At 45.7% G+C, this 20,867-nt stretch carries 12 protein-coding genes and 1 pseudogene; 9 read left to right on the top strand and 4 right to left on the bottom strand.

Features of this window, described 5'->3' with window-relative positions; translation table 11 throughout:
• Window positions 1-14: 14 nt before the first annotated feature.
• Window positions 15-4,124: a hybrid sensor histidine kinase/response regulator transcription factor gene (locus tag FRX45_RS13740; RefSeq protein WP_152269012.1), complete on the bottom strand. Its 4,110-nt coding sequence runs from the start codon at window positions 4,122-4,124 to the stop codon at window positions 15-17.
• Between the two features lie 360 nt (window positions 4,125-4,484).
• On the opposite strand from FRX45_RS13740, the gene FRX45_RS13735 reads away from it, so the two are divergent.
• Both FRX45_RS13735 and FRX45_RS13730 read left to right on the top strand, forming a co-directional pair.
• On the top strand, window positions 4,485-5,429 hold the full coding sequence (locus tag FRX45_RS13735; RefSeq protein WP_152269011.1) for a nuclear transport factor 2 family protein: 945 nt from the start codon (window positions 4,485-4,487) through the stop codon (window positions 5,427-5,429).
• Window positions 5,430-5,610: 181 nt separating this feature from the next.
• Window positions 5,611-6,924: an APC family permease gene (locus FRX45_RS13730; RefSeq protein ID WP_152269010.1), complete on the top strand. Its 1,314-nt coding sequence runs from the start codon at window positions 5,611-5,613 to the stop codon at window positions 6,922-6,924.
• 213 nt (window positions 6,925-7,137) lie between these two features.
• Here the strand turns inward: FRX45_RS13730 and FRX45_RS23715 are convergent.
• Window positions 7,138-7,209 (bottom strand): annotated as a pseudogene (locus FRX45_RS23715) (hypothetical protein); the annotation flags it as partial.
• A 181-nt stretch (window positions 7,210-7,390) separates the two neighbouring features.
• Window positions 7,391-7,750: a winged helix-turn-helix transcriptional regulator gene (locus FRX45_RS13720; protein WP_152269009.1), complete on the bottom strand. Its 360-nt coding sequence runs from the start codon at window positions 7,748-7,750 to the stop codon at window positions 7,391-7,393.
• 107 nt (window positions 7,751-7,857) lie between these two features.
• Here FRX45_RS13720 and FRX45_RS13715 point away from each other — a divergent pair, with 107 nt between their 5' ends.
• The 3 genes from FRX45_RS13715 (at window position 7,858) to FRX45_RS13705 (ending at window position 10,101) form a co-directional block, all read left to right on the top strand.
• Window positions 7,858-8,628 (top strand): SDR family NAD(P)-dependent oxidoreductase, encoded by a 771-nt coding sequence (locus FRX45_RS13715; protein WP_152269008.1) that lies wholly within the window; start codon window positions 7,858-7,860, stop codon window positions 8,626-8,628.
• 67 nt (window positions 8,629-8,695) lie between these two features.
• Window positions 8,696-9,319: an NADPH-dependent F420 reductase gene (locus FRX45_RS13710; protein ID WP_152269007.1), complete on the top strand. Its 624-nt coding sequence runs from the start codon at window positions 8,696-8,698 to the stop codon at window positions 9,317-9,319.
• A gap of 23 nt (window positions 9,320-9,342) precedes the next feature.
• Complete coding sequence (locus FRX45_RS13705; RefSeq protein WP_152269006.1) at window positions 9,343-10,101, top strand: SDR family NAD(P)-dependent oxidoreductase; 759 nt, start codon at window positions 9,343-9,345, stop codon at window positions 10,099-10,101.
• A gap of 286 nt (window positions 10,102-10,387) precedes the next feature.
• Here FRX45_RS13705 and FRX45_RS13700 read toward each other — a convergent pair whose 3' ends face one another.
• Complete coding sequence (locus FRX45_RS13700) at window positions 10,388-11,293, bottom strand: pirin family protein (protein ID WP_152269005.1); 906 nt, start codon at window positions 11,291-11,293, stop codon at window positions 10,388-10,390.
• A gap of 229 nt (window positions 11,294-11,522) precedes the next feature.
• Here FRX45_RS13700 and FRX45_RS13695 point away from each other — a divergent pair, with 229 nt between their 5' ends.
• The 4 genes from FRX45_RS13695 (at window position 11,523) to FRX45_RS13680 (ending at window position 20,864) form a co-directional block, all read left to right on the top strand.
• Window positions 11,523-12,068 (top strand): hypothetical protein, encoded by a 546-nt coding sequence (locus FRX45_RS13695; RefSeq protein ID WP_152269004.1) that lies wholly within the window; start codon window positions 11,523-11,525, stop codon window positions 12,066-12,068.
• Between the two features lie 196 nt (window positions 12,069-12,264).
• The gene (locus FRX45_RS13690) at window positions 12,265-15,690 is read left to right on the top strand and encodes a HEAT repeat domain-containing protein (protein ID WP_152269003.1); all 3,426 of its coding nucleotides are present in this window, start codon (window positions 12,265-12,267) and stop codon (window positions 15,688-15,690) included.
• Window positions 15,691-16,546: 856 nt separating this feature from the next.
• Complete coding sequence (locus FRX45_RS13685) at window positions 16,547-19,084, top strand: TonB-dependent receptor (protein WP_152269002.1); 2,538 nt, start codon at window positions 16,547-16,549, stop codon at window positions 19,082-19,084.
• A 280-nt stretch (window positions 19,085-19,364) separates the two neighbouring features.
• Window positions 19,365-20,864, top strand: coding sequence for an HAD-IB family phosphatase (locus FRX45_RS13680; RefSeq protein ID WP_152269001.1), 1,500 nt, complete (start codon window positions 19,365-19,367; stop codon window positions 20,862-20,864).
• Window positions 20,865-20,867: the final 3 nt, after the last annotated feature.

Genomic DNA, 20,867 nt, shown 5'->3' with positions numbered 1-20,867 from the left:
GTTAAGGGTTTGATTCAGCTATTTGCCGTTCTCCATTCCTGTGGTGTGGAACCGAACTCCTGTTTAAATACCCTTGCAAAATAACCCGGATCGTTATAGCCGCAATCCAGTGCAACCGAGGCAATGCTGCTGGCGGGGTGCAGCAACAGCTCTTTCGCTTTTTTAAGCCTCAGCATCCGTATAAATTTGTTGGGGGAGTAACCGGTGAGTGCGTCTAATTTACGATGCAGTTGCGAATGGCTCATGAACAGCAGCCTGCACAATTGCTCCACTGTAAAATCTGCATTGCTCAAATGTTGTTCAACTACTTCCCTCAGTTTTATGATAAAAGCATCTTCAGGTTTTTCCCTTATTTTTTCTGAAACCCTATCCGGCGGCAAGGGTTGGGAACCGTTGGTAATGATGCCGGCTTTTTTAAGATAATACTGCTGTAATTTTTTGCGCATCTCCATCAGCTTCTCTATTCTTACCAGCAACTCTTCCTTATTGAAGGGTTTTTCCAGGTACACATCCGCACCTTTCTGCAAACCTTCTATCTTACTGCGCATGTCTGCTTTGGCCGTAAGCATAATAATGGGAATATGACTGGTATATTCATTGCCGCGCAACTGAGCCACCAGTTCAAAGCCATCTACAAATGGCATCATCACATCGGTAATGATCAGGTCGGGGATCATATCCGTAGCGATCTCAAACCCCTCCCTTCCGTCTTTACCCACAGCCAGCCGGTAACCGGGCAGGCAGGATGCCGTATACGCCACTACGTCGGCGTTGTCTTCTACCAGCAGTATCAGGGGCGCAGTGGTAGTGTGCTGGCCGTTGTTTACGTGTGCTGTGGCGGTGGTGGCCGGGGCAGGCGGAGTGATGGAAACCTTTTTCAAACCATCTTCCGTGTGTTCATCAACGGCAGCTATCTTTTTTAAGGGCAGCGATACCGTAAACTCACTGCCACGTGTTATACCGGCAGGCGGGCTTTTAACCACGATCTCACCTTTCATTAATTTAACCAGTTCCTTGGTTAATGCAAGACCAATGCCCGTGCCTTCTGTTTTGCGGGTGTGACTGTTGTCTAACTGGTAAAAGCGATCGAAAACATGCTGCAACTGGTCTTCGGGTATACCTATGCCGGTATCTTTTACTTTAATGATCAATGTAGCGCGATCACCCTCATCGGGCGACACATTTTCGATTACGGTGATGTAGATATTTTCTTTTTCGGGCGTGAACTTGATGGCGTTGGAAAGCAGGTTGGAAACGATCTGCCTGATCTTTTCCCTGTCGTATTCCATGTACAGGGCATCCGCATCGGTGAGAAAATGCAGTTGCTTTTGCTGGCTGTCGGCCAGGGAGTGAAAAGATTCCACAACATAACGGAGAAAGTGGATCACATCGCCCCGCGTTACTTGCAGTTGCATATTGCCGGATTCCAGCTTGGAAAGATCCAGCATCTCATTTACCAGGTTCAGCAAACTGCGTCCATTGCGCACGATCATATCCATACGGCTGTCAAACTGTTCCCCCGGCTGATCAATGACCTGCTGCGCCATACCCAGTATAACCGTAAGGGGTGTACGAAACTCATGGGTAATATTGGTGTACAATTGTGTTTTAATCGTATCCAGTTCTTTTACTCTTTTGGCTTCCAACTGTTCATAGTTCAATTGCGATTCAAGCCTGGCCTTATTTACATTAAACCTAAGATACATTCTTATGGCCAATGCGATCAGTACACCATATATGATATAGGCCCACCAACTGAGCCACCAGGGTGGCAGTATGATGATCTCCAACTCATGCATATGGTTGCTCCAGATGCCCTGGCTGTTGCTGCCCTGCACCCTGAAGGTATATTTTCCTGCAGGCAGATGCAGGTAGGTAGCCCACCTGCGATTGCCGCTTTCCACCCAGCCTTTATCAATACCCGCCAACTGATAGCGGTATTTGTTTTGCTCGGGAGCCGTATAGTCTAACGATGAAAATTCAAGCGTTACAATATCCTGCAGGTAATTAAGGGTAATGGCTTTGGTTTGGTCAATATTTTGCTGCAGCACGCCCGTTTTATCACCGGGTACAACAACGGTATTGTTCACTAATAAATTGGTGATATACACATTGGGCGAAAACACACCTGAAAGGATTTGTTCCGGATCAAAAATATTTAAGCCGTTCACACCGCCAAATGCCATTTTACCATTGGGCAGCCTGGCAAAAGCAGCCGTATTGAATTCATTGCCCTGTAATCCGTAGGCTTTGGTAAAATTCCTGAAAGTCCAGCCGGTACTGTCGTGCGTGAGATTGGCCAGCAAACAGAACAGCCCATTATTGGTGCTGCCCCAGATGTTTTTCGCATCATCCGGTAAAATACCATACACCACATCGTCGGGCAAACCTTGTTTTGAAGTAAGATGAAAAAAATCACCTGTTATCTTGTTCATGCGGTTCAATCCGCCCCCCTTGGTGCATATCCATAAATATTTATCCGGCGCTGCCGGATCATCCATAAAACAGGATACATGATTATAACTTAGCGAATTGCGTGTTTCAGCCTTGTTGTAAAACCATTTTACATCGGGTAGCTCATGCCGGCTGTCGAAAACGAGTTTTGCAAAACCCTCCTGCGTACCCACCCAGTATACGCCCTGCCCGTCTTCGTACAATGCCGTACAAACAGAATTGGTATTGAGCGGTTTGGTATTGTTGATATTGATGCTGAAACTGTCTATCCTGCCACTCTCCTCATGTATTCTCCTGAACTTCCCGCCCCGCACAGGAAACCAGATGTATCCTTTGCTGTCTTCTATCAGCGGTTGCTTATCACCACTGGCTTCATTCAAAACCAAAGGATACTGTGTTAATTTACCGGAAACCGGGTTGTAATCGTAGTAGCTTTTATAGACCTCTGTTTCCGATTTAAACCAAAACCTGCCGGTTTTACTGATCAAAAAATTGTCAATCAGGGCAAGCTGGGGGAAATTTTTGAACGGATCCTTTTCTATTGACTGCCCGTGTATCTTTCTCCAGGCATACCCGTAATCCACAACATATATGTTATTTGCCCGGTCGGGTATGATCCCTCTTACGCTGAATCCCGGCAACAGGTGCTCATTGAATGTACTGCCGTCGGTACTGTATTTGCGCAGGCCATAGCCCACCGAACCCGACCATACCATGCCCGAACGATCGGTGATAAAAGGAAACATTGCCATTACATTTCCGGGAAGTTGCAGGTCTCCTGCCAGGGGCTTTCCGGTTGCCCTGCTGGTTACATCATAGCTGGACAGCTCCCGGTAATAGTTCCTCCACAAAAACGCCCGTGGCTTTAATAAAATATTGCCGGCAGGTATTTTTGCCGTATCAAAAATCGGGTAGGTTGCCCCACCATCCCATAAAAAATAATTACCGCTCAGCAGCACGTCTCCACCTCCCGTAACAAAGCCATCATTGAGCAGGTGGCCTTTGTTCAATGCAATGAGACTGTTTTTAGCAGTGTCGAAGCGGTACACCGATCCGTCGAACCCGCCGATCCACACGTTGCCGCCGGGATCTTTTCCCATAGCATATACATTGTCGTTGTTATGGGGAAGTTCGAATCTTGTTATAATTGGCGCTGATGGTTTTTCAAAAAAACCGGGGGGCAATTCGATCCTGTTGAAACCGGCGCCATAGGCAGAAACCAGCATGGTGCCATTGGCCAATTCAGCTATACATCTTATGGCATCTCCCGAAAGGCTGGTTACGTCGGCAGCCTTGTGCTGAATGCGGTAAAAATTACCGCTTTTCTTATCGTATACATTGATCCCGGCATCTTCTGTACCTACCCAGATCCGTCCTTTTGAATCCTCAAATATTTTCTGGATGGTATTGCTGCTTAAACTATGCGGATTGTAAGGATCGTTGGAAAAAACTTTAAAACTGTACCCGTCATACCGGTTCAGACCATTTTTTGTAGCTACCCAAATAAATCCTTCCTGATCCTGTAAAAGATCGAAGATCATCCCCTGCGAAAGGCCCTGGGCAGTGGAAATGGTTTCATAGCCGGAACCTGTTTGAGCCGGAACGCGATTCCAGTAAAAGGAAACAAAAAGTAAAAAAATAAATGAAGGTTTACGAAACGGGCTGGGCATCCCTATAAAGATAACTTTCCTGGCAGATATTTACCATACGGTAAAGGGTAGTTTTTTGATCACACGTGGTAAAAAAGACGAATTTTTACTGATGCTGCACAATTTGTCCTGCCGGAAGCTGAGCATATCCCCTGAAATGATGAAAACGTACTCACCACCCGTTCAGATAAGCCGGAACTTTACCGCACCAATATTTACGGAACGCCTGCCGCTCACCAAATCAGATCACGCATAGTTTTTTTTACACTTAAACATTCCACACGGGAGTTGTTCGCTTTTTAGGTTAACCCATATCAACACCTCAAACACAGTTTATCCAAAACATGTATTTATATCACTCATCTTCAAAACCCAGGTACAATGAAAAAAGCATTATTACTATTCGCCCTCCTCTTTACAGGGACTATCGCCGCTCTTGCACAGAAAAAAGCCAATGGAACGGTATACATAGAACATCCGGCTATTAATGTAGTGGACGCGTTTATAAAGGCCACTGTGAGCGGTGATTCGGCCAAAATCAACAGCTTTTTAACAGACGATTTCAGAGCGATCAATGGCACAACCGATGTATATGGCGATAGCGGAACCGCTAAGAAAGCATTTGTTGCCAATACCCTCCGCTACTACAATGAGTTCGATTACTTTGCCATAGAACCCTATCCGGGCTCTTATGCTGATGCGGTTGAATACAAAAAGGAAAACAAAAATGACGAGGTTTGGGTACAAACCTGGGATATACTCAAAGGCGTGCATAAAGTTACCGGTGTAAAATTAGACGCCGCGGCGCATCGTTTGTATAAGCTCACAAAAGAAAACAAAATCAAAACAATCATCAATTATAACAACAGAAGTATACTGGATGAGATCGGCGTTAGTTTTTCGAACAGAACCAACGGAAAGATATACAACCATCACGAAAATATCAATACCATGCGTAAGTCTATGTATGCTTACGAAAAAGGCGATTTTGATAAAGCCCTCAGTTTTTTTAGTGATGATGCCCGGTTTTACGATATCAATGACGCGTATGGAAAATACCTGAATAAGACAGAAGCAAAAGCAGACTGGGAAAAATTTTCCGGTGATTTTGATATAAAGTTCATTGAAATGATCGGATACCCCGATTACCTGGAATATGAAATGGATAATGGCCGTGAGGTATTGTCGTGGTGGAAGCTGCACCTGGTGCGCAAGTCAGATAAAAAAGCCATCATTCTCCCCATGCACATCAGCGATGGCTTTGATGAAAAGGGCAAAATTGTTACCGAAATGGTTTACTACAGTCAGAGCCTGCTAACTAAATAATACCGGCGACGTTTCGGAACCTGCAATACCGGCACCTGTTGTGCAGCAGGTTTCGAAAGCAATCGCTTTTTCAACTCCCGGGCACTATCCCCCGGTGAAGCCATCCATAATGAATGGACGATCATCTGTGCACATGAAATTGGGCGCGCAGCCTGTACGGCAATACATACACTTCAATTGAATGGCAGACATCACTACAACAGAGCATCTGAAACGGGAAATCGGCGTTCGCTCACTGGCACTGGCGGGTGTAAATATGGTGGTAGGTACCGGCATTTTTGTGTTGCCCGCCATTGTTGCAGAAGGGTTGGGCGCCGCAGCGATACTGGCTTATATCGTGTGCGGGGCATTGATATTTTTACTGGCGCTCTGTTTTGCGGAAGCCGGGAGCAACACCAGCAAAAGCGGCGGTGTGTACACTTATATTGAAACGGCATTTGGGCCCTGGGCCGGTTTTCTGGCGGGCAATATATACCTGCTGGGCGGATGCATGGCTTCCGATGCAGCCCTTGCCAATGCCCTGGCAGATACCCTTCAGCATTTTTTTCCGGCACTGGGCATAGATGTATACAGAATGACTTTTCTATTGCTGCTGTTTGGCGGACTTGCATGGCTCAACATCAGCAGTGTGAAAAACGGGGTGGGCTTTGTTGTATTTGCAGGCATTGGAAAACTCATTGCGCTGGTAGTTTTGATCATAGTAGCCATTCCGTATGTGGAAGCAGAAAACCTGAAATGGGTTTCCGAACCCACCGTTAGCAATATAGGCGCGGCATCCCTTTTATTGTTTTTTGCATTCCTCGGGTTAGAAGTGCCGTTGAGCAATGGCGGCGAAATAAAAAATCCTTTGCGTACCGTGCCATTGGGTATTTTCGTGGCCGTGTTTATTGTAATGCTGCTGTATATCTCCATTCAATGGGTTACCCAGGGAACATTGGGCGATCAGTTAACTGCACACAAAGATACTCCGCTGGCTGCCGTAGCAGCTATTGCCCTTGGCAAACCGGGGATGGCTTTCATCATTGCAGTTACCATATTATCCATTCTGGGTTCTTTAAGTGGCGAGATACTATCGCAGCCAAGGATCTTATTTGCTGCAGCAAGAGATGGACTACTGCCCAAACGATTAGCCGGAGTGCATCCGCGTTTTGCTACACCGCATATAGCCATCGGCGTATATGTGACCATTGGATTCATAATGGCTGTATCGGGCGGATTTAAACAACTGGCCATCATTGCCAGCGCTTCCTCGCTGCTGCTGTATTTGGGCGTGGTACTCTCCACTGTTAAACTGAGAAGAATGAAAGCGCACAATACCCAAAAAGGTTTTCGTGTACCCGGCGGCGTGATGATCCCTTTAACAGCCGCCGCAGCCATCATCTGGCTGCTCTCGCATTTAACCAAAGCGGAGCTTACCGGTATGGGCATTTTTATGCTGGCTTTTTCGATAATATATTTTGTGATGAAACGACTAAAAATGAAAAGAGACCGTTAATATGCTTCACCGGCAGGTTATTGGAGTTAATCATATAACCGGCTTGTTAATTTTGTTTTCTCATGTTTGCGCCAAAGCGCAATTGGCCTCCTTTCCAGGAGGCCTTTTTTGTACACCGGTTGCTGATGTTTGTGAGAAGGAATGTGTGTTGCATCGCCTGCCCGTTATGGTGAGTCATCCGGGCAATCGGAGAGTTACCGGCAACGCTATGTCTCAACTATCTTTTTTCGTTGTGATATACCCCCAGGCTGTAAGATTACGGATTATGGTTTGCAACGTATTGCCATGTTCTGCAAGTTCATAATGACCTTTTACAGGTGTATATCTAAAACGGTTCGTTTTACCAACTGGTTTATTTCTGTTCCTTTAATTCTTTGCTCAGCATCCTGCTGAAATTCCTTATATATCTTTCAAGATATCGAAAAATTGGCTGCTACCATCACAGCTGTCAAGTTTCGATTTTACGTTATCCGGCATAACTGTAATCAGTCTCTTTGGGTATCAGAGCTACTTCATATTTTAAATTCCATTCTTTTATGCTTTCTAAAATCGGCAAAAAAGCTAAGCCTTTTTCAGACAACTTATATTCTACCCTTGGTGGTATTTCCTTATAGGCCAATCTTTCCAAAAGTCCATCTTCTTCCAGTTCTTTTAACTGTTCGGTAAGTACTTTCCTTGAAATGTGTGGTACTATGGCATCTATCTGACCAAAACGAATGGAACGGGTGCCAATAACATTTATAATTATCGGTTTCCATTTATTACCAATAGTGCCAATAGCTCTCGTAAACGGGCAATTCGAATTGCAAAATCTGTCGTCTCTCATATTTCTAAAATTTGTAGTTACCCAATAGTAACCAGAATAAACTATAATGGTTACAAAGGTATACCATTGAAGGTATCTTTGCGAAACAAATTTAAAATCAATATATAATGAGCAGATTAAAAAACAAGGTAGCAGTTATTACAGGTGGTAATAGTGGCATTGGGTTTGGCATTGCCCGGGAATTTAAAAATGAAGGTGCTGCAGGAGCTATTGTTGGCAGAAATCGGGAAACGTTAGAGAGTGCTTTGGCTCAGCTTGGCGATAATTTTATAGCCATAAATGCCGATGTAACCAACCTTGCCGACCTGGAAAGAGCGTTTAAAGAAACGGCTCAAAAATTTGGCAAAATAGACGTGATTGTAGCCAATGCAGGTGGTGCAGTGACAGGTGCAGTATTTGGTTCCGTGGCAGATATTGGCGAAGCCGTCTATGACAAGACAATGGATTTAAACCTGAAGAGCGTTTACTTCACTGTTCATAAAGCACTGCCCTATATGAATGATGGTGGTTCCATTATTCTCATCGGGTCAAATGCGGGACATCGGGCATATCCTTCTTTCACGCTGTATGGCGCTGCAAAAGCGGCGGTAATCCATTTTGCAAAAGGATTCTCAAACGACCTTTTGGATAGAAAGATCAGGGCAAATGTAATATCGCCCGGTACAACAGATACGCCGGTATTTGACAAGTTTGTTCCTGCCGAACAACTGGAAGCTGTAAAAAAATACTGGGCAGATGTAATGCCGATCGGCAGAATCGGTCAACCATCTGATATTGGCAAAACAGCGGTTTTCCTGGCTTCTGATGATTCATCGTTTATGCTTGGTGCTGAACTCCTCGTTGATGGTGGTCTAACCTATTTGTCGCCAGCTGAATAATAATCCAAAATCAATTTGCATACAATGAAAATCGCATTCAAAACAGACACTTTAAAAAATAAAAATAATGAGTAAATCAAAAAACAAAGTAGCGAGCTACGCAATTATCGGCTTCGGCAATATCGGCCAGGCTCTGGCCAAGGCATTTGCCCGCAAGGGCATTGAAGTATCCGTTGCCACCACGCGCGACCCGGAAAGCTTTGCGTCCGCCGCGGCCGCAATCGGCCCCACTATCATTCCTACAACCCTGGCGGAAGCGGTCAAGGCGGACGTCATCTTTTTGGCTGTGCGTTTTGAATCGCACCCGGATGTCGCCAGGGCGCTCCCCACCTGGCAGGGGAAGACCATTGTTGATGTGACCAATGCCTACGGTGTGTCGCCTGAGGAGCTGGGAGGACAGCCTTCCTCCAGAGTCATCGCGCAGGCCTTCACTGGTGGAAAACTGGTTAAGGGCTTCAACCATTTGGTCGCTGCCGTCCTTGAACAAGATCCGGCCGTACATGGTGGCAGGAGAGTGGTATTTTTGGCGGGCGACAATAACGACGCAACAGCGGAAATTGGCGCTCTTGCAGAAAACCTCGGTTTTTCACCGGTCAAACTTGGCGGGCTTTCGGAAGGCGGACTGCTGGTGCAGGCGCGCGGAAACAGCTGGGGTCAACTGATCTTTAACGACCTGGTCAAGTTCGACTAAGGAAATCTTAAATAATAGCAATCATGAGTAAATTAAAAAACAAAGTAGCGGTAGTTACCGGTGCTTCAAAAGGAATAGGTGCATCTATCGCCAAACACTTTGCGGCAGAAGGTGCAAAAGTAGTTGTTAATTATGCTTCAAGTAAAGAAGGGGCGGATAGCGTGGTTAAGGAAATAACCGACAATGGGGGCAGAGCCATTTCGGTACGGGCCGATGTATCGAAAGAAGCCGATGTAACCAGGCTTTTTGAAGAAACAGAGAAGGCTTTCGGCAGGATAGATATTTTAGTAAACAACGCGGTCTTTCAGCAATATTTGCCTATTGAACAGGTATCGGCAGCATCTTTTCATCAGCATTTCAATGTAAACGTTTTGGGTGCTATACTTACCATCCAGGCATCTTTGAAAGCGTTTAGCGATAAGGGCGGCAATATCATCAATATCAGTTCGGGTGCAAGCAAAATGCCACTTCCGGCAGCCTCGTTGTACTCTGCATCTAAAGCGGCATTAGATGCCATAACGATCTCTTTGTCGAAAGAACTGGGGGCAAAAAACATTCGCATCAATTCTATTTTGCCGGGCGCTACGGAAACAGAAGGTGCAAGCAGTGCGGGCGTCACTCCCGGGAGTGAGTATGAAAAAATGTTTATAGCCAATACACCGCTTGGCCGCAGAGGTCAGCCCGAAGATATTGCGAAAGCCGCCGTATTCCTTGCTTCCGATGATGCAGCCTGGATTACGGGAGAGCAAATTTCCGTTTCGGGTGGTATGTATGGTTTTTAAATTCATCAACTCAAAAAATCAAAGACAATGGACCGGAGTTATGGGTTAAAGGTGGTTCACCAACTACGCAATAAATCAGCAATACCCGCTACTTAGCACTAAAAGCCACAGGTACACAAGTTATCCGTGGCTTTTTGCTTTTCGGGCAACTGTTTCTTCACCGCAGGTATGGTGGCGCCTGGTGAGATCTGCCGCCGTCATTAAATCTGTATACAGGCGCCGATAGTCGTACATTCCTTTCCCTGATTGCCATTGAGTTAGAGCAGGAACACAGGTGAATCCTGATTTACGATAATGCTTCCGGCGGCGGGCCGCCTGCCGGCTTTGAGTGATCGCCGGGCAGGGGAATGAACTCTTTGTTGTCGTTAGGCGGCAGGATGATCCGGCCCTGCTTCCAGTCTTCTTTTGCCTGCTCAATGCGTTCTTTACGGGAGGAAACAAAATTCCACCAGATAAAACGTTCACCCACAGGCTCACCCCCCAGGAGCATCAGCGTAGTCTCTTCCTTAGCGGTGATTATCGGGTCTGCACTTTTGCTGAACACCAGCATTTTTCCCTGGTCGTATGAAACGCCTGATACTTCGATGCTTCCCTTCACGATATAAAAACCTCTCTCGGGATGTGCTTTTGGAAGCGCGAGCCTTGCACCCTGCTGCAGTACAACATGCAGGTAAAACAAGGGGGAATTTGTTTTCACATTATTTTGCAGCCCGTATGCATTGCCTGCTATCAATCGCATCCACACCCCTTTATCGGTAAATACCGGGAGTTGTTCGGGGATGTAATTATTAAAGGATGGAGCAGCCTCTTCGTCTTTTTCAGGCAGTGCTACCCAGGTTTGTATCATTTCAAGTCCTCCGGTAAGCGATGAAGGATCTTCAAATCTTTCGGAGTGGGCAATGCCGCTGCCCGCCGTCATCCAGTTCACTTCACCCGGCTTAATGATCTGCTCTACCCCCAGGCTGTCGCGGTGGGTAACCTGCCCGCCAAACAGATAACTCACCGTGGATAAGCCTATATGCGGATGGGGCAGCACATCCATGCTTTTGCCGGGTACAGTATCCACAGGTCCTGCATGATCCATGAATATAAAGGGACCCACCATGCGCCTCATCCTGAACGGGAGGATCCGTTTTACATGCATGCCCGGGCCAATGGAGGCTTTGCGGGCTTCAATAACAAGTTCAATCATAGCTGCAATACATTAATGATGAAAGGATAGAGCATAAAAGTACTGATACCTGTTGTACATCCGCAATAGTGCAATCAAAATTAAACTAAAGCATTTGGTGGGCACAACATCCGGGCTGGTCGTTTCGCCCCAACAATCAGCCCGGGCGTCCTCATCCTTGTTAACTTTTACTAACTTTCCTTTCCGTTACCCAAACAAACCTTAATTTTATACCACAAGCCGAACAGCCATGCGTACAATTTTACTGATTATTATAGTAATGTCTTCCGTGCAGGTTAAGGCACAAAACTCCCTGCCGGCAAACGATTTGAATGATGTGCAACGGGAAGCTTTTGAAAACAACAACCCTTATGCAAAAAGCATCACCGGCAAAAAATGGTTCCTCAGCAAATACAGTGGCATCTCAACCGGCTATAGCTTTTTTAAAGGCGGCAGTGCCAGTTTTGTGGCGGCGCCCCTGGGACTGCAATTGAACCGCAGGCTGAACAACAATTTGTACGCCTTTGCAGGAGTCTCCGCAGCGCCTGCTTATATCAACTTCAATAGCGCTTACCGGTCTGCCGATCTTAACAAAGCATACCCGGTGAACTCACTTTTCAAAAGCAGCAGCCTGGGCATGCATGCACGGGCAGAGCTGGGACTGATGTATGTGAACGATGCAAAAACATTTTCATTTTCAGGCAGCATCGGCGTTCAAAGAAGCAGCTATCCATTATTTCCTTACCAGCTAATGAATACCGCGCGACCCATGCCTTTGCATGCTCCCAACAATTAAAGAACACCCTTATCATTACAGGTTGCAGTTGACTGCACCATTGCAGCAGCATGTGCCATTTTGATCATTGCCCGAAATACCGGCAACTTGCGATGAAAAATTATTGGAGAAAAATGAAAAGTCACTATATTTAGCGATAGTGTGAACTTATTTTAATAAAGTATACCACTCCACCATTACAGATTAACCAAAGAAAATGATGCTTACCATTGCGCTTAACAGGAAACAAATTTGTTTTTACTGCCTGCCCGTATTTTTAATCTCTATGTTTTGGATGTCCTGCAAACAACCGGATCAATCCGCTGCCATTATCAAAAAAATGGATTCGGCGACGGTTTCAAAGTTGGCCGACTCTATAGAAGCCATTGTAAAGCCGGAACTGGCAGATGGATTAACGCTTCGCCTGTGGGGCACGGATTCTTTGGTGATATCGCCCGTAGCCATACAAATGGATAATGATGGCGTCCTTTATTATACCACTACGAGCCGGCAAAAAAATTCGGAGTTCGACATCCGTGGTCACCGCGAATGGGAGATCCCCTCTATCTCGTTTCAAACCGTGGAAGACAGAAGGGCTTTTTTGCATAAAGAACTGTCACCGGAGAACAGCAAACGCAATGAATGGCTGCCGGATCTGAATAAAGACAGTTCTCATGACTGGAAGGATCTGACCATACAAAAAGAACATATATATAAGCTGGAAGACAGGGATGGCGATGGCATTGCCGATCAGTCGCAATTGATTGTTGACGATTTTAATGATGAAATAACGGATGTTGCCGGTTCGGTATTTAAATATGGCGATGACCTGTATGTTGCCGTAGCGCCTGATCTGTGGAAATTAAAAGACAAAGACGGTGATGGCATCCCCGATGAAAAAACCTCGCTCTCACACGGCTATGGTGTACACATCGGCTTTGGCGGGCATGGCATGTCGGGCATTGAAATGGGGCCAGATGGCAGAATTTACTGGCAAATTGGGGATATTGGATTTAATGGTAAAGGTTCCGACGGACAAACCTGGGCCTATCCCAACAGTGGTGTAATTGCCCGCTGCAACCCGGATGGCAGTGATTTCGAAATATTTGCTGCGGGTATCCGTAACACGCATGAATTTGCTTTTGATGAATATGGCAATTTGCTGAGTGAGGATAACGATGGTGATCATCCCGGCGAAAAAGAAAGGCTGGTATATATCGTTAACGGTTCTGATGCCGGCTGGAGAAGCAACTGGCAATACGGCAAATACCGCGACCCTAAAAACAATACATACAAAGTGTGGATGGAGGAAAAAATGTACTTGCCCCGTTTTGAAGGGCAGGCAGCCTATATTACCCCCTGCATCAGCAATTATGTAAGCGGGCCGGCGGGCTTTGTATACAATCCCGGAACCGCACTGGGTGCCCAATATAAAAACAGCTTTTTTGTGGCCGAATTTGTGGGCAATCCCGGTAATTCCGCGGTGCATAATTTTAGGCTCAAGCCCAAAGGCGCGGGTTTTGAACTGGGCGAAACCAAAAAAATACTGAGTGGCGTATTGGTAACCGGCCTGAATTTTGGACCCGATGGCGCTTTATACCTTGCCGACTGGATTGACGGCTGGGATACGCACGATTACGGACGCATCTGGCGGATGGATGATGCGCAGGGAGCAGGCTCTGCTGAACGCATGGAAACAAAAAAATTATTATCCGAAAAATTTAGCGGCAAATCAGAGGAAGAACTGTCAGCAATACTGAAAAACCCGGATATGCGGGTGCGTCAAAAGGCACAGTTTGAGCTGGTGAAGCGTGGCGGAGACGGAGCGGCCATTTTTCAGAAAACATTTTCCGTGTCGGGTAACCAACTGGCACGTATAAACGCTATATGGGGCATGAGCCAACTGGCGCGGAAAGACAAAAAATACGCTGTTCCCTTATTGCCCCTGTTGCAGGATAGTGATCCCGAAATAAGAGCGCAGGCGGCCAAGTGGCTGGGTGATATGAAATACACTGCGGCAGGCGAAAAATTAGTGCCGCTTTTAAAAGATACGGCCAGCCGGGTTCGTTTTTTTGCAGCGGAAGCGCTGGGAAGGATCAAATACGAACCTGCTATTGATGCTATTATTGCCATGCTGCAAAACAATAATGATGCAGACGCTTACCTGCGCCATGCCGGCAGCCTTGCACTGGCACGCATAGGCAAGGCAGAACCCGTTATCGCCCTGGCGCAAAACCCTTCCCGCGCCCTGCGTATAGCAGCCGTGGTAGCGCTCAGGAGGATGGGCAACGCCGGTGTTGCAAAGTTCCTCGATGATAAGGATGAGTTTATAGTAACAGAAGCAGCGCGGGCCATTAATGACGACAATTCTATAAAAGAGGCTTTACCTGCTTTAGGAGATTTGCTTGCCAAAACCAATTTTACAAATGAAGCGCTGATCCGGCGCAGCATCAATGCCAACCTGCGCACCGGCAGCGCAAGTGCTATGCAGCAATTGATCAACTATTCCATGAAGGAGGACGCTCCTGCAGCAATGAGAGCCGAAGCCATTGACGCTTTAAGTGTGTGGGCAAAACCGTCTGTACTGGATCGTGTAGATGGTTACTACCGCGGCATTGTGGAAAGAGATTCCAGCCTTCTGCAAAAAAATATGACCTCACCATTAGCAGCATTGTTGAAGAATAAGGAATTGGCTGTTCGCCTCAGCGCAGCAAAAGCTGTTGCATTATTACACATCAACGATGCATTGCCCGTGCTGTTTACCCTGGTTAAAAATGATCCTGCACCCGATATGCGCATTGAAGCGCTGAACACACTGGTTGCGCTCGGCTATTCACAAGCGGGCGACGCTGTGAGCCAGGCGCTTTCGGATAAGGAAAAGAAAGTAAGGGTGGAGGGGCTTAACCTGCTGCAGCAAATGGATCTCCCCAAAGACCTGATGGTTTCGCTGTTGTCAAAAGTAATAGCAGGTAAAACCATGGAAGAAAAGCAGGCGGCCATACTTGCCTTAGGAAATCTTCCCAAAGAAAATGCGCGAAAGCCGCTGGAAGAACTGCTCAATACGATGGCTGCCGGAAAATTGTCGCCCGATCTGTACCTCGAGCTGGGCGAAGCCATAGACAGCAGCGGCGCCGTTGAACTGGCTGCAAAATATAAAGACATTACTCAAAAATTATCGCATGGTGATCAACTGGCTGCTTATGCAAGTAGTTTATATGGCGGCGATGTATCAAAGGGAAGAGCCATTTTCTTCCGTAACCAGAATGCGCAGTGCATGAAATGCCATTCTTACGATGACAGGGGTGGCAATGCAGGTCCGCGACTCAACGGCATAGCTTCCAGGATAAGCAGACAACAAATACTCGAAGCGCTGATCGCCCCTGGCGCCCGCCTTGCACCGGGATATGGCATTGTTGCCCTTGAACTAAAAGATGGTACCACTGTATCGGGCATACTGGAATCGGAAACCAAAACAAGCCTTACTTTAAAAATGGGCGGCGAACCTTTGCGTGTGGTTCCAAAAGACCAGGTTGCCAAAAGAACCGATGCGCCATCGAGTATGCCCGACATGAAAGCGATCCTTTCCAAAAAAGAAATCCGTGACGTGGTTAGTTTTCTGGCCACACAGAAAACGGATGATTAAAAAATAGGATTAGGCACATAAGTTGAAAACATAAATGTAGCCTTGCTAAAGCTAACTGGTAATGATTGTTCATTTTAAAGGGATAAGCATTTAAAAGATGTATTTGATTTTTTCTTTTTTGCTTGCCCAAAAAAGAAAAAAAAGGCACACGAAAACCTCAGCCTGCCGGCTGGCAGGGAATACTGCCCGTTTTCGTGCTTGTTCCCTGATGCAACTTTTGCACTACTGTAACTTCAACAACAGGAAGTCTACTGCAGGCATCTGCTTCAACCGTTAACCAAATCGTTCTTTCAAGTGTATAAAAGAGGACAATGGAAAGTTAACAATGCAGGACTGCCGCAAGCCAGATTGTAACAATTGCAAAATCATTTTTTGTAATAATTCACGACTTAAACGACTAATTCTATTAAAAAATATAGAAATAGCAATACTACTCTTCATTGTAAGTCCATCAATAACTGTTGGAGTGGCGGGTGTCAGCAGCAAGCGCTTTAACAACATTGTATTTTAGTGGTAATGCAAAGTCCGGGACGTAATCAGGCATACTTTGGCCACACTTCTCTTGTGATTTTCCCCATTTATGTGATGATTTAAATACCTCATCAATTCATACAAGACATCCCTATTAATATTGTAAAAATAAAGTCTATAAATTTTGTAGACTAATGAAAAAGCTATAACGTTGCGCAATATTTAATGAAATAGCCGATATATGTGTTATCCCCGCAATAATGATCAACGATGTTGTTCCTGCACTAAAACTTTACCTGGTTAAGTAATTTTTTTACCTAATTACTCTACCAATTCAGTAGACTTTACCATTTTATATTTTATCTCGTCAATCAAAATTTTATACATGAAACGCATGCTCTTAGCTTTAGGATCTTTGTTGCCTGTGCTGGCATTTGCACAATTTACCGGCCGGGTAGTAAATGAAAACAACGATGGCGTTCCTTACGCCAGTGTAACCATAAAAAAAACAAACATAGGCGCCATTACTGATTCCACCGGCCGTTTTTCTTTGGATATTGACCAACAGCAATTTCCATTTTCACTGATCATCACTTCTACAGGCTATGAAGCCAGGGAACTGGTTATTAGAAACAGCAATGTAAATAATGTATTGGTGCAGCTTCAGTCACTTTATCAAAAGGATACGATCATCATCACCTCCAGGCGGCGCAGGGAAGTGCTGCAAAATGTTCCTATTCCCATTTCTGTAGTTACCCGGTCATTGGTGGAAGATGCCGGCGCTTTTAATGTAAACCGGCTCAAAGAGTTGATTCCCTCGGTTCAGCTTTATTCTTCCAACCCGCGCAACACGGCCCTGAACATACGCGGACAAGGCACTACATATGGATTAACCAATGATGGGGTGGAACCCGGCGTTGGTTTTTATGTAGATGGGGTTTATTATGCGCGCCCGGCCGCGGCAACATTAGACTTTATTGATATTGAACGAATAGAAGTATTGCGCGGGCCGCAGGGAACTTTATTCGGCAAAAATACCACCGCCGGCGCATTCAATGTTATAACCCGCAAGCCCAGCTTTAAACCCGGCGCCAACTTTGAAGTAAGTTATGGCAACTACGGATTCATCCAGGCCAAGAGCTCCGTTACCGGCGCTTTAAGCAAAAAACTGGCCGGGCGCTTATCCTTTTCCGGTACCCAACGCGACGGACTCATTGAAAATGTAACAACACAGAAGAAAATAAATGATATCAACAACCTTGGTTTCCGGGGACAATTGCTGTACGCGCCATCAGATAAAGTAGAGATCATATTGGCTGCAGATGCGTCCAGTCAGAAACCCGATGGCTATGCGCAGGTGGTGGCGGGTGTTGTGCCCACACAACGGGCGCCTTACCGGCAATTCGAACAAATTATCGCCGATCTCAATTATGACCTGCCGAGCCGGAACCCATTCGATCGTAAAATTGATCACAACACCACATGGCGATCGGGCAACGACCTGGGCGGCGCTTCGCTGAATGTTGACATAAAGCTCAGGCGGGGTACGCTTACTTCCACCTCTGCCTGGCGCTACTGGAGATGGGATCCTTCCAATGACCGCGACTTCACAGGGCTTGCGGTGCTGCAATTGTCGCAGGCTACATCCAAACACCAGAACTGGTCGCAGGAGATCCGCTATGCCGGTGATTTCTCTTCCCGGCTGAGTGGCGTATTTGGACTGTTTGCCATTGGACAGGAATTAAAAACAGACCCTTATCATATTGAAGAATCCGGCGCTGCACAATGGCGGTTCTCACAAAACACTACAGATCCCAAATGGAATACACCCGGGCTTTTCGACGGTTACGGGATCAAAACAAGGTCATCGCTCAAGACCTTCAGTGGTGCTGCATTCGGGCAATTTGATTTCGCCATCACCGAACGTTTGCATGTGCTGGGTGGACTGCGCTACAATTACGACAATAAAAAAGTAGATTTCAACCGCCAAACCTACGGAGGAATGCAAACGGATGATCCGGCACTGATCGCCCTGAAGAAAGCGGTATATACTGACCAGGCTTTCAAAGCCAATACCGACAACACCAACCTGTCGGGCCTGCTCACGCTGGCATTCAAAGCCGCTAACCAAATCAACACCTATGCTACTTATTCTACCAGTTACAAATCTGTAGGTCTTAACCTTGGAGGATTGCCTACGGCAAACGGAGAAGTATTGCTGGATCTTGCTACAATAAAACCTGAATACGTACAACACTTCGAATTTGGCATAAAAACTACCCCTGCACCGGGTACTACGCTTAACTTAACGGTTTACAATACCAACATCAGGGATTACCAAACGCAGGTTCAAACCGCTGAAGTAGGTGTGAACCGCGGTTATCTGGCCAATGCCGAAAAGGTGAGCATCCGCGGCATAGAGTTTGACGGAAATACCAGGCTCAACAATCATTTTTCATTATACGGTGCACTGGCTTTCACCAAAGGCGTATATGTATCCTTTAAAAACGCGCCGGTTCCGTTGGAAGAAACCGGCGGACCCTCTGCATTTAAAGATATTTCGGGAGGCGACCTTCCGGGCATTTCCAAATGGACAACTTCACTGGGTGGTGAATTTACTACTCCCGCCATATTTTTGGGTAAGGCCGGAAAGTTCTTTATCGCCGCAGACGGTTACTATCGCTCCTCTTTTTCTTCGAGCGCATCGCCTTCAACGTATCTGAATATTGAAGGCTATGCACTGCTTAACGCCAGGCTAGGCTTCCGGGTGTCAAACGGCTTGTCGGCTTTTTTGTGGAGCCGGAATTTGCTTGATAAAAACTATTTTGAGCAATTATTACCTGCCGCTGGCAGTGCCGGGCATTATGCCGCTGTATTGGGCGATCCCAGAACCTTCGGCATAACTTTGCGCTACAGTTTGTAACCTAAACAACCGGCGGGGCAGCAAAAAATTGCACTGCTGAAGGTTTTTTATATTGGGCAAAATTTTAAAATGGCTGTCTCAACTTTGAGGCAGCTTTTTTTATTGTTAATTGGTTTGCCAGCAGGAATACCTCACCTAACGTAAAGGAATATACGAATGGAGCAGCAGCACCAGGTTAATCTAAATGTATTCCTGCTTTACGCGGGTTAATTTAACAACCGCAATTTCCCAACGCTGAAAAAAAACGGTTATTTTTGTTTTGGACGGGAAAACAACATTTATGATTAGCGTAATTATACCTGCTTTAAACGAGGGAGCTACAATCCGGAAAGTAATTCAGCGTATTAAACAAACTACTGCACCGCTGGAAATTATTGTAGTGGATGATAATTCGACAGACCAAACGGTAAGTGAAGCCTTAAAAGAAGGGGCAAGAGTTATTACCAGTTCCAAAAAAGGAAAGGGTATATCTATGCACGAGGGAATGCTGGCAGCGGGTTTTGATATAATCGTTTATCTTGATGCTGATATTCTTACCTATCCCAAAAACATTGTAAAGCTCCTTGCCGATCCGATTATAAACGGAGAAGCTGATTTTGTAAAATCCTTTTTCGACAGGCAGGGTGGCAGGGTAACCCAACTCGTTGCCAAGCCACTTTTAAGTATTTTTTTTCCTGAGCTGGAAAAATTTTCTCAGCCTTTAAGCGGCATGATCGCTGCGCGGAAAGATTTTTTGCAGCAGGTTGAATTTGAAAATGATTATGGAGTAGATATTGCTTTATTGATAGATGCTTTTAATAAAAAATTACGGATAAAGGAAGTGAATATCGGTTTCGTTAAAAACGACATGCAAAACCTGGAAGCTCTGGGGAAAATGTCGCGCCAGGTTTCCAGAACCATTTTGCAGAAGGCAGCCTTGTCTTCCAACGACAACTTAGAAACGCTGTCCAATATCCAGACCATAAGTGATGAAATGGATTTTGCCATTAAGGAATCCATTCAAAAACTGAAAAAGATAATCCTCATTGACATCAATGCAATACTGGAATTTGACTTTAACGAAGCAGCAGCAGCTTACTATAACATGGAACACCAGTTAATGCGGATAACCAGCACTTATAAAGATCCGGAATCGAGGATAAAAAAAATGGCTGCACTTCTTAAGGGCAGATCCCTGCCCGAGTTGCAGGCCATCGCCGATACCATTCCCATTATACCTTATACAAGAGAAACCATTTTGCGGTTAAAACAAAACGGTTACATCTGTATATTGCTTTCCGACGGATTTGATGTTGTAGCCAATCATATTAAAAACAAACTCGGATTTGATTATTGTTTTGCCAATCACCTTACAATGGAAAAAAGCAAGGCAACAGGAGCGTTGGAATTTCCAGACTTCTTTACTGATCCCGTGGAACCTGATTTACATTACAATAAAGCCGCCATCCTCAAATATCTGACTACAAATTTTAATATCCCCCAAAAAAATATTGTTTTTGTGGGGGATAAGCCGGAAGATATTCCTATGCTTCAATCATCGGGGATGGGCATCGTTACAACAAAGGCGGCTTCTTCTGTTAAACTATGGGCCGATAAAATATTGCCCGGCGATTCATTAAAGCCGCTCCTGGGTTTGATCAATGGCGTTGACAAAAGCAATTCCTCAAAAAACAATTCAATAAAATACCTGGCAGGGATAGGTTTGATCGCAGCTTCTGCCGCTTTTGCAGGCTATTACCTGTATTTAAAAACCAAGGAAAAAGCAGAGATGGCCCAATAGTAA

Origin of the sequence: Agriterribacter humi, assembly GCF_009192765.1 — a bacterium.
GTDB lineage: Bacteria > Bacteroidota > Bacteroidia > Chitinophagales > Chitinophagaceae > Agriterribacter > Agriterribacter humi.
Note: the sequence above shows the minus strand (reverse complement) of the source record. Positions and strands in the feature narration are given on the sequence as shown.

What these genes read in the sequence shown, in the direction of transcription:
- FRX45_RS13740 (WP_152269012.1), bottom strand. Translation starts at nt 4,124, where the DNA reads ATGCCCAGCCCGTTTCGTAAACCTTCATTTATTTTTTTACTTTTTGTT.
- FRX45_RS13735 (WP_152269011.1), top strand. Translation starts at nt 4,485, where the DNA reads ATGAAAAAAGCATTATTACTATTCGCCCTCCTCTTTACAGGGACTATC.
- FRX45_RS13730 (WP_152269010.1), top strand. Translation starts at nt 5,611, where the DNA reads ATGGCAGACATCACTACAACAGAGCATCTGAAACGGGAAATCGGCGTT.
- FRX45_RS13720 (WP_152269009.1), bottom strand. Translation starts at nt 7,750, where the DNA reads ATGAGAGACGACAGATTTTGCAATTCGAATTGCCCGTTTACGAGAGCT.
- FRX45_RS13715 (WP_152269008.1), top strand. Translation starts at nt 7,858, where the DNA reads ATGAGCAGATTAAAAAACAAGGTAGCAGTTATTACAGGTGGTAATAGT.
- FRX45_RS13710 (WP_152269007.1), top strand. Translation starts at nt 8,696, where the DNA reads ATGAGTAAATCAAAAAACAAAGTAGCGAGCTACGCAATTATCGGCTTC.
- FRX45_RS13705 (WP_152269006.1), top strand. Translation starts at nt 9,343, where the DNA reads ATGAGTAAATTAAAAAACAAAGTAGCGGTAGTTACCGGTGCTTCAAAA.
- FRX45_RS13700 (WP_152269005.1), bottom strand. Translation starts at nt 11,293, where the DNA reads ATGATTGAACTTGTTATTGAAGCCCGCAAAGCCTCCATTGGCCCGGGC.
- FRX45_RS13695 (WP_152269004.1), top strand. Translation starts at nt 11,523, where the DNA reads ATGCGTACAATTTTACTGATTATTATAGTAATGTCTTCCGTGCAGGTT.
- FRX45_RS13690 (WP_152269003.1), top strand. Translation starts at nt 12,265, where the DNA reads ATGATGCTTACCATTGCGCTTAACAGGAAACAAATTTGTTTTTACTGC.
- FRX45_RS13685 (WP_152269002.1), top strand. Translation starts at nt 16,547, where the DNA reads ATGAAACGCATGCTCTTAGCTTTAGGATCTTTGTTGCCTGTGCTGGCA.
- FRX45_RS13680 (WP_152269001.1), top strand. Translation starts at nt 19,365, where the DNA reads ATGATTAGCGTAATTATACCTGCTTTAAACGAGGGAGCTACAATCCGG.